This window comes from Bacillus sp. 05T31, from assembly GCF_056396725.1.
Genome location: NZ_JBFTMA010000156.1, coordinates 1 through 13286, shown reverse-complemented (window position 1 = coordinate 13286; position 13286 = coordinate 1). Strand labels below are relative to the sequence as shown.

General features: G+C 35.5%; 15 protein-coding genes and 2 pseudogenes. 7 read left to right on the top strand and 10 right to left on the bottom strand.

The window, feature by feature from the left end:
- Positions 1-526: hypothetical protein (locus AC1DJR_RS12045; RefSeq protein ID WP_477002696.1), on the bottom strand; the 526-nt coding region annotated here is incomplete at its 3' end.
- 95 nt (positions 527-621) lie between these two features.
- Here AC1DJR_RS12045 and AC1DJR_RS12040 point away from each other — a divergent pair.
- Positions 622-801, top strand: a complete 180-nt coding sequence (locus tag AC1DJR_RS12040) for a ProA domain protein (protein WP_477002695.1) — start codon at positions 622-624, stop codon at positions 799-801.
- 100 nt (positions 802-901) lie between these two features.
- On the top strand, positions 902-1468 hold the full coding sequence (locus AC1DJR_RS12035) for a DinB family protein (protein ID WP_477002694.1): 567 nt from the start codon (positions 902-904) through the stop codon (positions 1466-1468).
- 69 nt (positions 1469-1537) lie between these two features.
- On the opposite strand, the gene argH is transcribed toward AC1DJR_RS12035, so the two are convergent.
- Positions 1538-2926, bottom strand: coding sequence for an argininosuccinate lyase (gene argH, locus AC1DJR_RS12030; protein ID WP_477002693.1), 1389 nt, complete (start codon positions 2924-2926; stop codon positions 1538-1540).
- Positions 2923-4128 (bottom strand): argininosuccinate synthase, encoded by a 1206-nt coding sequence (locus AC1DJR_RS12025; RefSeq protein WP_429688040.1) that lies wholly within the window; start codon positions 4126-4128, stop codon positions 2923-2925. Before AC1DJR_RS12025 ends, argH begins: the two co-directional genes overlap by 4 nt.
- A 167-nt stretch (positions 4129-4295) precedes the next feature.
- On the opposite strand from AC1DJR_RS12025, the gene AC1DJR_RS12020 reads away from it, so the two are divergent.
- Entirely contained in the window at positions 4296-4613 is a 318-nt protein-coding gene (locus AC1DJR_RS12020; RefSeq protein WP_002015540.1) for a hypothetical protein, read from the top strand.
- 27 nt (positions 4614-4640) lie between these two features.
- Here the strand turns inward: AC1DJR_RS12020 and AC1DJR_RS12015 are convergent, their stop codons facing one another.
- Entirely contained in the window at positions 4641-4835 is a 195-nt protein-coding gene (locus AC1DJR_RS12015) for a hypothetical protein (RefSeq protein ID WP_429688039.1), read from the bottom strand.
- A gap of 855 nt (positions 4836-5690) precedes the next feature.
- Between AC1DJR_RS12015 and AC1DJR_RS12010 the strand changes: the two genes are divergently transcribed.
- Positions 5691-6353 carry a YitT family protein gene (locus AC1DJR_RS12010; RefSeq protein ID WP_477002692.1) on the top strand — a complete coding sequence of 221 codons (663 nt, stop codon included), beginning with the start codon at positions 5691-5693 and terminating at the stop codon, positions 6351-6353.
- A 30-nt stretch (positions 6354-6383) separates the two neighbouring features.
- Here the strand turns inward: AC1DJR_RS12010 and AC1DJR_RS12005 are convergent, their stop codons facing one another.
- On the bottom strand, positions 6384-7217 hold the full coding sequence (locus tag AC1DJR_RS12005; RefSeq protein WP_477002691.1) for an EcsC family protein: 834 nt from the start codon (positions 7215-7217) through the stop codon (positions 6384-6386).
- A 137-nt stretch (positions 7218-7354) separates the two neighbouring features.
- On the opposite strand from AC1DJR_RS12005, the pseudogene AC1DJR_RS12000 reads away from it, so the two are divergent.
- Positions 7355-7897 (top strand): annotated as a pseudogene (locus AC1DJR_RS12000) (DUF1796 family putative cysteine peptidase).
- A 71-nt stretch (positions 7898-7968) separates the two neighbouring features.
- Complete coding sequence (locus AC1DJR_RS11995; RefSeq protein ID WP_429688037.1) at positions 7969-8403, top strand: NUDIX hydrolase; 435 nt, start codon at positions 7969-7971, stop codon at positions 8401-8403.
- Between the two features lie 26 nt (positions 8404-8429).
- Here the strand turns inward: AC1DJR_RS11995 and ackA are convergent, their stop codons facing one another.
- The 5 genes from ackA to AC1DJR_RS11970 form a co-directional block, all read right to left on the bottom strand.
- The gene (ackA, locus tag AC1DJR_RS11990; RefSeq protein WP_060752077.1) at positions 8430-9623 is read right to left on the bottom strand and encodes an acetate kinase; all 1194 of its coding nucleotides are present in this window, start codon (positions 9621-9623) and stop codon (positions 8430-8432) included.
- A gap of 299 nt (positions 9624-9922) precedes the next feature.
- Positions 9923-10909: a class I SAM-dependent methyltransferase gene (locus AC1DJR_RS11985; protein ID WP_477002690.1), complete on the bottom strand. Its 987-nt coding sequence runs from the start codon at positions 10907-10909 to the stop codon at positions 9923-9925.
- Between the two features lie 211 nt (positions 10910-11120).
- Positions 11121-11621: a thiol peroxidase gene (gene tpx, locus AC1DJR_RS11980; RefSeq protein ID WP_060752076.1), complete on the bottom strand. Its 501-nt coding sequence runs from the start codon at positions 11619-11621 to the stop codon at positions 11121-11123.
- 135 nt (positions 11622-11756) lie between these two features.
- Positions 11757-12152, bottom strand: coding sequence for a GerW family sporulation protein (gene ytfJ / locus AC1DJR_RS11975; RefSeq protein ID WP_000350005.1), 396 nt, complete (start codon positions 12150-12152; stop codon positions 11757-11759).
- 12 nt (positions 12153-12164) lie between these two features.
- On the bottom strand, positions 12165-12803 hold the full coding sequence (locus AC1DJR_RS11970) for a DUF2953 domain-containing protein (RefSeq protein WP_477002689.1): 639 nt from the start codon (positions 12801-12803) through the stop codon (positions 12165-12167).
- A 204-nt stretch (positions 12804-13007) separates the two neighbouring features.
- On the opposite strand from AC1DJR_RS11970, the pseudogene ppnK reads away from it, so the two are divergent.
- Positions 13008-13286: pseudogene (ppnK, locus tag AC1DJR_RS11965) on the top strand (NAD kinase); the annotation flags it as partial.

Below are 13286 nucleotides of genomic sequence, written 5' to 3'. Positions count from 1 at the left end.
ACACATAACCGATTGGCGGCGTAATGAAGCAAAGAACATATATGATTTTAGATTTTAAATACCATTTTTGTTCTCCAAGTCTCTTTATTTCTTCTTCAATTCTCTTACTCTCTTGTTCTCTCGCTTTTTCTTCAATCGGATCTTCCTCTTCCCCTCGCTTTTCTTTCATATAAGGAAGAAAATGCATGAAAAAATAACATGCAAATACAATTGCCCAAAATTCGATATTTAACCTTTCTAGCGGAATATGCTCACTTGCAAAAGCAGCCGTGATTACTAATAAAAAACAATACGTCATCATCCAAAATGAACGTTTTCTCTTTTTTCGTTCAATTTCTTTTTTATCTTGTACATTTTTTCTTTTCGAAAGCCATATCGAAATAAAGCAATCTACTACAAATAGAGTAAAGATAATTATCGCAACATGCACTGTTTCTACATTCCCAAATGAAAATATTGATGGGAATGCCACATGTAGCACAATTAATGTGTACAAAATTAACCCTACAAAATAAATACGTCTCATTTTCCATTCCTTTCTTATTTCCTAACATTACATTAACATACATTTTTTAGRRATAGACGGACAAAATATATGTGTTTAGAAAAGGAGGAKKCTWYATGGRWGATYATGAACGTATTATTTTAGATGTGAAYGRTACAGAACTCGAAATGTTARATACGATTCGCRMRCATTTTAAAGARAAACATGGTGTKGAACTAAGTAATGGTGCATTGCTTCGAGATTTAATGGATATTGAATACATTCGAATTACAGAAGATCGACACAAGTATGATTAATCGGTAAAACTTTAAGCCTAGAACATATTGCTCTAGGCTTAATTACATCTATACGAAAAATGTTATAATTAGGAAAAAGAAGTGTGGAGGACATCAAAATATGAAATCTGAAAATATCTMAAAACATTTTCATACATTACATGTACAAAGAAATCAGTTTCTTCCCCATCTCCATTCACTATCACAAGAACAACTATGGTATCGACATAACGATGGAAAGTGGTCTATTGGAGAACATTTTTATCACTTATATTTAATTGCAAGGATGCTAAAAGTAGCGATCAAATTCTCTTTCATTCTTATCCCCTATGCCAAACTAAGAAGAAACACCCCATTTGCAACTGACATACATGACATTTATGCTGAATATAAAGAAAAACACGGCAGAGGCATGAAAGCCCCTTGGATTTTAATCCCTTCAAAAAAAATCTATTATTCTATGAGTGGAAAAGAATTAGAAGAATTACTTTCACGTGAAACAGATGAAATAAAAAAACTAGTTCAAAATATAGAAGAAAATATTGCAGGACATATCGTATTTTTAGATCCGATTGCTCACTATCCTAACCTTATTCAATCTATTCAACTTTTAGCGATTCATGAGAAGCATCATTTTATGATTATGAAGAATAATTATGAAGTAATAGGTGAGCACCTAAAAATATAAAGACAACTAATGCATAAAAAAGGTAAGATCCTCCCAACAAGAGTACCTTACCTTCTACTTATAAACCTCTCAATTTCCAACAAACTCTATTGCTAATCCCTTCGCTTTCTCCAAAGCTTTTTCAATTTGCTCAAACCCTGTCCCGCCAGCACTGTTACGACGCTTTACAGCTGCATAAGGTGAAAGAACTTCATATAAATCTTCTTCAAATAACGGACTCATTTCTTTATACGTTTCAAGTGGTACATCTAATAAATAGATTCCTTTTTGCGTACAATGAAGAACTAGTTTCCCRACAATTTCATGAGCTTGACGGAACGGCAKTCCCTTGCTTGCTAAATAGTCGGCAATTTCTGTTGCRTTAGAGAAGTCTTGCGTCACAGCTTGCCCCATTTTTTCTTTGTTTACAGTCATCGTTTCAAGCATGCCTGCCATAATATGAAGGCATCCTTCAACTGTTTTCACTGTATCAAACATTCCTTCTTTATCTTCTTGTAAGTCTTTATTGTAAGCGAGCGGCAATCCTTTCATTACTGTAAGTAAACTGAATAAATTACCGTATACTCTGCCCGTTTTACCACGAATAAGTTCCGCCATATCCGGATTTTTCTTCTGCGGCATAATACTGCTTCCAGTTGCGTATTGATCGCTCATTTCAATAAATTGAAATTCTTGACTACTCCATAAAATAAGTTCTTCGCAAAAGCGTGATAAGTGCATCATAAGCATAGATGAGTTACTTAAAAACTCCAGTATGAAATCACGATCACTTACCGCATCTAAACTATTTTCATAGATTCCATTAAATCCAAGAAGCTCCGCACTATATTCTCGGTCAATCGGGAATGTTGTACCAGCTAGTGCTCCTGCTCCTAGAGGCGATATATTAATACGCTTTAACGAATCTTCATAACGATTCACATCGCGCTCTAACATCCAAAAGTAAGCAAGAATATGATGTGCAAATGAAATCGGCTGTGCACGTTGCAAGTGCGTATAGCCGGGCATAATTGTTTCAATGTTATTTTCCGCTTGATGAACAAGAACAGTTTGCAATTGTTTTGTAGCTTTTATAATATCTTCTACTTTTTCTTTTAAATACAAATGCATATCTGTCGCTACTTGATCGTTACGGCTTCGGCCTGTATGAAGTTTCCCTCCTACTTCACCGATTCTTTCAATTAACATCTTTTCAATATTTAAATGAATATCCTCAGCCTCGACTGAGAAATTCAATTTATTTTGTTTCGCTTCCTCTAGTAAATATTGAAGCCCTATCTTTATTTTCTCTGCTTCTTCTTTCGTAACGATGCCTTGCTTTGCTAACATCGTTACGTGTGCGATACTCCCTTTTATATCTTGGCTAACCAATTGCTTATCAAAGGAAATAGAAGCTCCGAATTCTTCTACCCACGCTTCCGCTTCTTCTGTAAAACGTCCGCCCCAAAGTTTGCTCACGCTTCCACCTTCTTTTGATTCACTTGGCTGTATACTTTCGTAGGTAAACCGAATAATGAAATGAATCCAACTGCTGCATCATGATTAAATTCATCCTGGGCAGTATACGTTGCTAATTTTTCATCGTATAAAGAGTACTCAGATTTACGCCCTTCTACAATCGCATGACCTTTAAATAATTTCACACGCACTGTACCTGTTACATTTTTTTGCGTTTCTTGTAAGAAAGCATTGAGCGCTTGTTTTAAAGGTGAGAACCATAAACCGTTATAAATTAATTCTGTTAGTTTTTGCTCAATCATCGGTTTGAAATGAGCGACCTCTTTCACAAGTGTTAAATCTTCAAGTTCTTTATGCGCTGTTATTAATGTCATTGCTGCTGGGCATTCATATACTTCACGAGATTTAATACCGACAAGGCGATTTTCTACATGGTCGATACGTCCCACGCCATGTTTGCCAGCAAGTGCATTTAACGTTTTAATTAGTTCTGAAAGTGAATATGCAGTGCCGTTTAAAGTCGTCGGTACTCCTGCTTCAAATCCGATTTCTACAAACTCTGGTTTATTCGGTGTATCTTCTAATGCCAACGTCATCTCGTATGCTTCTTCTGGCGGCGCTGCCCATGGATCTTCTAAAATTCCACATTCGTTGCTGCGTCCCCATAAGTTTTGATCGATTGAAAACGGGCTATCTAAATGAATTGGAATCGGTATATCATTTTCTTTTGCATATGCAATTTCTTCTTCACGTGACCATTTCCATTCACGTACAGGCGCAATAACTTCTAAATATGGATTCAACGCTTGAATAGAAACTTCAAAACGAACTTGGTCATTCCCTTTCCCTGTACATCCATGTGCAACTGCAATTGCGCCTTCCTGCTCTGCAATTTCTACTAGTTTTTTTGCAATAAGCGGACGAGATAATGCAGAGACAAGAGGATATTTCCCTTCGTATAACGTGTGAGCTTGCATCGCTATCAATGCATATTCATTCGCATATTCTTCTTGAACATCAATCATATATGATTTAATTGCACCTACTGAAAGTGCTTTTTCTTTTACAAACGCTAAGTCTTTACCTTCCCCTAGATCTAAGCAAAGCGCGATAATATCATAATTCTTCTCTTGTAACCATTTAATTGCAACGGAAGTATCAAGACCTCCGGAATATGCTAATACAACTTTTTTCTTCTCCATTTTGCATCCCCCTAAAGAATAAATATTCATATTTTCTTATAATAATCCAAACTTTATCACCTTTCATAAAATGAATCAAGGGGAATTCATAAAATTTTTTCAAACAATTTCGTCGAACTTCTTTCTTTTTTTATGTAAAATAGAGGAAGGAAAATGGAGGGGTGTCTATGAAAAAGTATTTTATATACAATGAACATCTAGGAATTGAAGTACCGAACATACAAAAAAAATGGGAAGACATCTCTGAACAAGCGCAGCATTCTATTTTATTAAAATGGGAGCAAGTTCGCGGAAAAATACCTGATCGCATAAAGGAACTTGAGCACCATATTAACGCTAAACAACACCACTTAAATAACGAAGAAGACTTCGAAATTTCTTGCAAGCTAAATTCAGAAATTGCCGATCTTGCTTCAATTATTAACGATCTTTGGCTTTGGTATCGTCTAACCCAAAACGTATCTGAGGGAAAAGCACACCAATGAAAAAAGCATGCCCTCAATTAATTCGGGTCATGCTTTTTTGTCGTAACACGATTTACAATATATTTCTTGTGCTGTTTTTGCTAAACATACATCAAACGGGCCAACTAATATACTTCTTTCTTTCGGCAACCTCACAAACGCAACAAGCTCTTCTTCGTATTCAATCTTTTTCTGACATGAAACACATTTTARYTCTTTTCTTTTAAACATGTCTTTTAGCATATCTTCTCTCTTCCTTTCATCTACCTATATTAATATAATCTCATAACAAGTAAGACTTGTAAAAAAATGACACATTCCAAAGTGAATGATTCATATACTATGTACAAAAGGAGACCTCAAACTTATGCGAGCTTTCATTATTATCGCTTTAACTTTTTTAAGTGTGATTAGCTGGGATGCATTTTTTAAAGATAAAAGTGACGAGAACAATACAATTGAATAAAAACTCTTCTTTTCTTACTTATTGGACAAACTTCTAAAAACTGTCCAATCCTACGGAATAACTTAGACTTTTCTACAAAAATATTTAAACATAACAATTTTTGTAGATTCTCTCCGGTTATTGTCGGTTTCCATCCGTATGTATTTTTTGAAAGTATGATATAATAATATAAATCTTGAAGGAAGGGATTTTGATATCATGATCGCTCGAAGGAGCATGTGGCATCGTATTGACGAATCATACACGTAGCGTATTTTTCAGCTCAGATACTTTAGTCTAGCGAAAAAAATACGAGAGTGGGGAAATTATGATTGCCCGAAGGATAATTTGGCAAAAAAAAGACTCTTCTTACACATAGCGTTTTGTTTAGGACTTAATTGTTACTAGCTAAACAAAACAAAGAAGAGCAGGATTGCTAAATGAAGAATCCTACTCCCCGTTTTGTTTAGTCGCTTTAAGACTTAAACTAAAACGAAGGTAGGGAGAATTGATGGACGAGAGGATTATTCGTTATTTCTTCAGCGACATATAGCGTAGTTAGTTTTTTTCGTAAACTAACTGAAAGCTACATGTGAGCTCGTAGTTAGTTTACAACACCAAAGGACTACTAACTACGGAAAGAAGGAATAACGATGAGGAACATCCAAAGTCGACAAATTATTAAAGAAGTTTTTATGGTTTTAATCGGTTCATTTATATTAGCAGCAGCGCTATATCACATTCACTTCCAAAACCACTTAACAGAAGGTGGCTTTGTAGGTATTGCACTATTCATCCAAAATTTTTATGATATTTCACCATCTATTTCAACTGTAGTAATGGATATCCCTATTATTTTACTATGTGCTTCATTTTTAGGTAGAAAAATGGTTGGCTAYTCATTCYTAGGTTCRMTTTCATTCGGAGTATTTTATTCYCTTATGGAAAATTATTCTCCWTTTACGGTMRATTTATCAAATAATTTATTTGTAGCTGCAGTAGTTGGCGGTGCGTTAGCTGGTATTGGACTCGGTTTTATATTGCGATTTGGCGGTGCAACCGGTGGGGACGATATTTTAACAATTATATTAAGTAAACGAACTCGGTTTACAATTGGGCAAATTTTCTTCGTCTTTGACGCGATTGTTCTTGCGCTTTCATTATATTATTTAAATTGGACAGAAATTGCTTTTACTATTCTTTCGATTGCCGTACAGGCAAAAACATTGGATTTAATTTACTATCCAAAAACAGAAAAGAAAGCAGCAAAGCAACCCGTTTCTATTCCAATATCCAAAAAACATGCGACAAACTAAAAAGCGAAAGGCTTCGGCCTCTCGCTTTTTTCATGCTCTCTTTTCTTTTTCTAATATGTAGCGTACTTGATAAAACTTATTTGCAAATTCAGTAACATTCCTCGTTAAGCGATAGTTCACTGTAGAGCCAATCGCCATTCCGAGTACAGGAATGCCTTGGAATACTTTACGACGAAGAGCATAAATCGAAAACGTCTTCAAAATTTGTTTTAACACAACCTCAGTAGAAGCTGGCTTTAATACTGCTTCGTCTCCTTCATAGAAGAATGAATCCTCTTGTTCGAGTTCTCTCAGTAAATTGTACCATGCATATTGCTGAAGTCTCGCCGGCAATAATGCTGCRTGRAAYACCTTTAACGCAAGCATCATTTCATACGGCTTGTTCACATCATGYCCAAATGATGTYGCAAYAAGTTGRACAGCYTTCACATTTAACGCAATCATAACCGGAAAATCAGCCGTTAATAATAATAAACCACCAGCACCAGTTGCTCCGCCTTGTACGAATGAATATAGACGATGACGTGCTGTTTGCTGCTCTGCTATGTATGTTAATTGATCAATAGATAACGCCTTCAAATCTTCAAGTTGCTCAATCGATTCATCAAATAATCTCGATGTTCCTAAAATACGATTACGTGCATCTAGCTGTGATTGTGAACTTTGAATAAGCGCATGCAAATGAAAGAGCCATCCATCTGCTTTCGTAAAAAAGTCTTTTCGTTTTTTCTCAGGCAGTTTCGCAACTGTAGTATGCAACCACTTATCAAACATCTTTTGAAAATCGGTCGCTTCTTGCTCTACTAATTGCCCTTCCCACTCTTTTATATTGTCTAAAATGGCTTGTTCTCGCTTCGATCGCATCGTAACAACCACCTCGTTCGATTTTTTTCTATTGTAACATATTTCTGCTTCTTCTTTGCAAATATGCTTGTCTATCTTTATTCACATACCATTTTTTAGTGACATAAAATATTAGCAAAAAGGATGAGATGAATCACATGAATCTATCCAATATAAAAAAAGAATATAATGCAGTATTCAGCTTAGGACAAAACTGCTGGCCTGCTTGGGCTTTATATCAATTCGAATTATCACCATTTTTTGGTGTTATCGATTTTATGCTAAGCCCTTCATTAGAAAAAGTGAATTTATTATTACAAAATCGATTTGACCGTTTTTTACAGTTCGAAAACTTATCCTTCATCTCATTTTGGGATGATGMTGCGAAATTAAGACTMCGTGACAACCTATATGAAATCGACTCCTGAACTACAATCGAAACGGCAGAATCCACATTGTTTATTCGAACGGGAGGAACATACGAAGAAGCACGTTCCTTGGAACAAATTTTATCTCAAATAGTTAAACATACATTCTCTGTCCTATTACTCATTCCTGAAGATGTACCAACTATCGCCCAAGAAGATTGGGGATTACAAAATATTTGTGTTATAAAATGCCCAGTGATGGATATATACCAGTACAATGAAGCATTTTGGAATGACTTATTTAATGGCATCACAATTCGGCCAAACGCTTAAATACACGTCACCTTTTATCACACCCTGCCTTATAATCATCCTTATACAAAATAAATAAGGAGTGATTATATATGTATCCACGTGCAAAAGCTTTTGGCATTGCTATACATCACGGTCGCCTTCTCGTACAAGAATATCATACAGGCGATGAAACATATTACCGACCTCTTGGCGGATCAATTGAACTTGGTGAAAAATCAGCACATACTGTTATTCGCGAATTTCAAGAAGAGCTTCACACAGAAGTGGAAATCAACAATTATTTAGGCTGCTTAGAAAATATCCTTCATCTTGATGGAGAAATTGGTCATGAAATCATTCAGCTATATTCTTTACGCTTATTAGACACATCACTATATGAAATGGAAAAAATGAATATACAAGATGAGCAAACCGTATCGTATGCGAAATGGATTCCCATTACAGCTTTCATTCAGAAGGAAAAAGTGCTATATCCAGATGGAATTTTAAACTATATCCAAAAGAAAAAAGACGAAATCCTATAGGATCTCGTCTTTTTTTATATAGTATATTAACCAATATCTCCAAGACGTAATACGTCACGAGCAATCATAACTTCTTCGTCAGTTGGAATTACGATAATTTTTACTGGAGAGTGTGGGAAGCTGATGAATGCTTCTTCACCGAATACGTTATTACGTTTTACGTCGAAGTATACGCCCATGTACTCAAGGCCTTCTAATACGCGCTCACGAATAATCGCACTGTTTTCACCTACACCAGCTGTGAAGATGATTGCGTCTACACCTTTCATACGAGCAGTGTAAGAACCGATGTATTTGTGGATACGGCTTACGAATACATCAAGTGCTACTTTCGCACGGTGGTCGCCTTCTTCTTCTTTCGCAATGATGTCACGTAGGTCACTAGAGTAACCAGTAAGACCTAACATACCACTCTTCTTGTTTAATACGTTAACTACTTCTTCTACTGTTTGGCCTGTTTTTTCCATGATGTATGGAATTAACGCAGGGTCAAGATTACCAGAACGTGTACCCATTGTTACACCAGCAAGTGGAGTGAAGCCCATAGAAGTATCGATAGACTTACCGCCTTCTACTGCTGCGATACTTGCACCGTTACCTAAGTGACAAGAAAGCAGGCTTAAGCTTTCAATTGGACGACCTAATAATTCAGCCGCACGCTCAGTTACGTATTTATGAGAAGTTCCGTGGAAACCGTATTTACGGATACCAAATTTCTCATAGTACTCATATGGTAAGCTGTATAGGAATGCAGATTCCGGCATTGTTTGGTGGAATGCTGTATCGAATACTGCTACTGCTGGTACGTTTGGTAGTACTTCTTGGAACGCTTTAATACCAACAAGGTTTGCTGGGTTGTGAAGTGGTGCTAAATCGCTTAATTCTTCGATATCAGCTAATACTTCAGCATCAATTAAAACAGAATCAGCAAATTTTTCGCCKCCGTGTACAACACGGTGACCGATACCGCCAATCTCATCAAGAGATTTTACGATTCCGTTTTCAGTTAATTTCTTCAGAAGCATGTTAACTGCTACTGCATGATCTGGGATGTTTGTAATTTCTTTTTGTTTTTCGCCATTTACAGTAATTGTGAAGATACTATCTTCTAAACCGATACGTTCTACTAAACCTTTTGTTAATACTGTTTCACTTGGCATTTCAAATAATTGGAACTTTAACGAAGAGCTTCCTGCGTTAATCGCGATGATTTTTGACATCTAGTCTTTCGCCCCTTTTTCTCTTGGTAGTTATGTGGATCATTCCACATACCGCTCGATTTTATCTAATTAAATTCACTCAATATGAAAACGTTTCATCATTAGTAAATTTTATACTCACGATTTTAATTTAAACATCGTCCGACATATATTTCAAGTGAAAAAATTGTAACACCAAGAAAAAAAATATATTACAGATTTCAAAAAAATTCAGTTAAATCTTGTATATATTAAAAAATATTACATATCATATACAACTGTACTACATTAATTACTAACCCTGTTACATATACCTTGCATTACTTATGTGTTGCAAACCACGTATTTAGTTGATCCATCATGTTCTCCATATCCTTCATGTTGGAGAATTTAGGTAATTCCACTAGTAGTGCCTGTTTCGGCATTATTACATCATGGCCTTTCTTTTGGAGAACAAATATACTTTTTGCATTTTTCTCGTTTTTAAACATGGAAACAGGAAGCTGTAATAATCCTTGAATAAAACATGTCTCTTTAATGAATGCATGTAGCTTTGGCGCTTGATCACTTTCAAAAATGAAGTTTGGTACTAAGAAGAATAAATACCCGCCTTCTTTCGTATGTTTCACACTTTGTTCAATAAATAAGTGATGTGCATATGACATTCCTTCATTTGCTTTTAATGTATATTCACTTGCAACAATTTCATTTGGATAATAACCAATTGGTAAATCTGAAACGACTGCATCAACTGGATCAATATAAAGTGGTGCTAGTCCATCTTGGTGGAAGAATTCGATTGCATGCTTTTGTAAATTTGCATTTACTAAWGCAAGTTTAATTAACACCTCATCCACTTCTACACCAAATCCACTCATTGTTAGTTCTTCTTTGGCGCTATTAAACAATGTAGTCATTAAGTTACCAGTTCCAATTGCAGGGTCTAAAACAGTAATTTCTTTTTGACCTTGCATAAACTTATGGAATAAGTAGCTCATGAACATTCCAACTGCATCTGGCGTCATTTCGTGATTCGCTTGTACGCCCTCTTTCATTCCTTTTAAAATGGCTAGCTGAAATGCTTTACGAATTTCTTCCCCTTTATATGTTTCTTCATTAAACGTACTATATTCACGATTCAACCGTTCAATTGTTGATTCGGATAATTCCTCTTGTAAAATCGCTCCTTCAAACAAGTTATCACCTGTTTCTACAAGCGCCTCTAAATATGTTACATCTAATTCTTTACGTAAAACTACCGTAGAAGAATCAAAAATAGAAAATAATGTTTCTACTGCCTGACTCACGTACATTCCTCCTTCTCTCTTTTACACATAACTTATATCATACCATAATCTAAATTTTTCCCAAAAGAAAAAGCGACCTCTTGCAAAGAGCTCCCCTTCAAGTTGTTTATGATGTAACGTCTTTTCTCATATATTGGTTCAGTTAACAATACATGAGAAAAGACGACCTCTTCTAAAGTAAAACTTTAATGAGAGGTCGTCTTCATTTACATTACTTCGCAGATTTAGCTGCTTCTAATGCTGCTTCATAGTTTGGATGGCTTGTACCTTCGCCTACGTATTCTGCGTAAACTACTTTGTCATTGCTATCTACTACGAATACTGCACGAGCAAGTAAACGAAGTTCTTTCATTACTAAGCCGTAAGCTTCACCGAATGAAAGGTCACGGTGATCAGAAAGTGTTACAACATTTTCTAAACCGTTTGCTGCACACCAGCGTTTTTGAGCGAATGGTAAATCAGCGCTAATTGTTAATACTTTCGCGTTTTCAATACCTGCTGCATCTTCGTTAAAACGACGWGTTTGTGCATCACAYACACCTGTGTCGATTGAAGGTACAACACTAATTAATTTYACTTCRCCTTTGTATGTTTCTAAACTTACTGGAGATAAGTCATTTGCTAATACTTGGAATTTTGGCGCTTGATCGCCAACTTTAACTTCTGTTCCAACTAAAGTCATTGGGTTACCTTTAAAAGTTACGTTTGCCACTTGAAAATCCTCCCTTATTTTAAACAAAATATGTACAATGTAAATGATAGTTTGTCCCTATCGATAATGCAAATAAAATSGCTTTATTTACAAAAAAATTAAAGAAGCTAATCCACTGATCAGCTTCTTTATTCGTTAAATTTGAAATTCAGGATCATCTTCTTTTCGTTTATCCATCATTTCTTTCACTTTATCAACAGCTTGTGGCGCTAATTCAATTATTTTATCGATGACGTGTGTTTGCTTATCTAAGTGTAATACTTTCACACCTTCTCCATTTATAACAAGAAAGGCAACAGGATTAATAGAAACTCCTCCACCACTTCCCCCGCCAAATGGATGACGGCCTGAATGTTCTACTTTACCAAATTCACTTCCACCAGCAGCAAATCCAAAACTGACTTTCGAAACTGTAAGAATTACACTTCCATCTGCCGCTTTAATTGGGTCACCAACAATTGTATTTACATCAGTCATTTGTTTTAAATGCTGCATTGCAGTTGTCATTAAACCTTGAATTGGATGGTCCACTTTATATCCCCCCTATGATTGAACTGATTTTTCGTTCGTACCAGATCTTTGTCTTCTCATAAACGTGAGTAATTTGATACCCGTTTTTATAGCACGAAATATACGAAAAGATGCTGTTAACTCACACCTTGATGCAAATCCTTTCCCTTGAAAAACAGGGGTAATTTCAAATTCTGGTACGTCGACAATATGCATATATTGTCCTACAACTCCAGCAGCCATTCCTTTTGTCCCCCATGCATACCCAGTGACAATTCCAGTACTAGCCGCATCGCCTGCTCCAATTTGTGAATGCCACTTCCAACTATTGATTTTCACTCGTTTGAGAAAATCTTTAACAATAGTATGAACTTCTTGAAGCTTTTTTATCAGTTCTCCAATGCTATCRAGTTGTGCCATAATTTTATTATCTATTCCKCCRTCYTYYTCAGCTTTTTYRATTTTYTGYCCYGTYTTYTTCTGYTGTTTTTCAATTCTTTCCAATACATCAAACGTATATCGAATCATCCATATTTTCACTTGAAATAAACATTGTTTTTCCATTTCTGAATATAAAAACGTCACCTTAAGCGATATTTTCGATAATAGTATAAGCAAAATAAAAAGTAGAAGAATTATCATTCCAATTACAAGCCATTTCATTCTTACCATCCTTTCACTCCCTACCCATTATCGACAAGTTTATTCATCATTAAACAACCTTTGATAAAATTGAATATAAAAATTTTTCTAAAAATAAAAAGGGATTTTGACATTTTATATCGAAATATACTATTTGAGCATATTATTCAGAATACATTTTGATGATATGCAGCACTAAGACTAGAAAATTTAACTGCAGTGGAGGGATACATAATGGCAAATCGTCGCAATTTATTTTTCTTTTATGGTGATGACAAAGTAACGCTCGTTGAAAAAATGAAACCAGTATATCGTATTTTAGAGGAGAATGGATTTACCATATTAGATCATCCAAAAAATGCAAACGCTATCGTCAGCGTTGGAGATGATGGAACTTTCTTACAAGCCGTTCGTAAAACTGGCTTTAGAGAAGATTGCTTATACGCAGGTATTTCTACGAAAGATGAAATTTCTTTCTACTGCGATTTCCACATCGATCACGTTGATACAGCC

Excerpts from the sequence above, each read along its gene's own strand:
- AC1DJR_RS11995 (WP_429688037.1), top strand. The coding sequence starts at position 7,969 with ATGTATCCACGTGCAAAAGCTTTTGGCATTGCTATACATCACGGTCGC.
- AC1DJR_RS12020 (WP_002015540.1), top strand. The coding sequence starts at position 4,296 with ATGAAAAAGTATTTTATATACAATGAACATCTAGGAATTGAAGTACCG.
- AC1DJR_RS12025 (WP_429688040.1), bottom strand. The coding sequence starts at position 4,128 with ATGGAGAAGAAAAAAGTTGTATTAGCATATTCCGGAGGTCTTGATACT.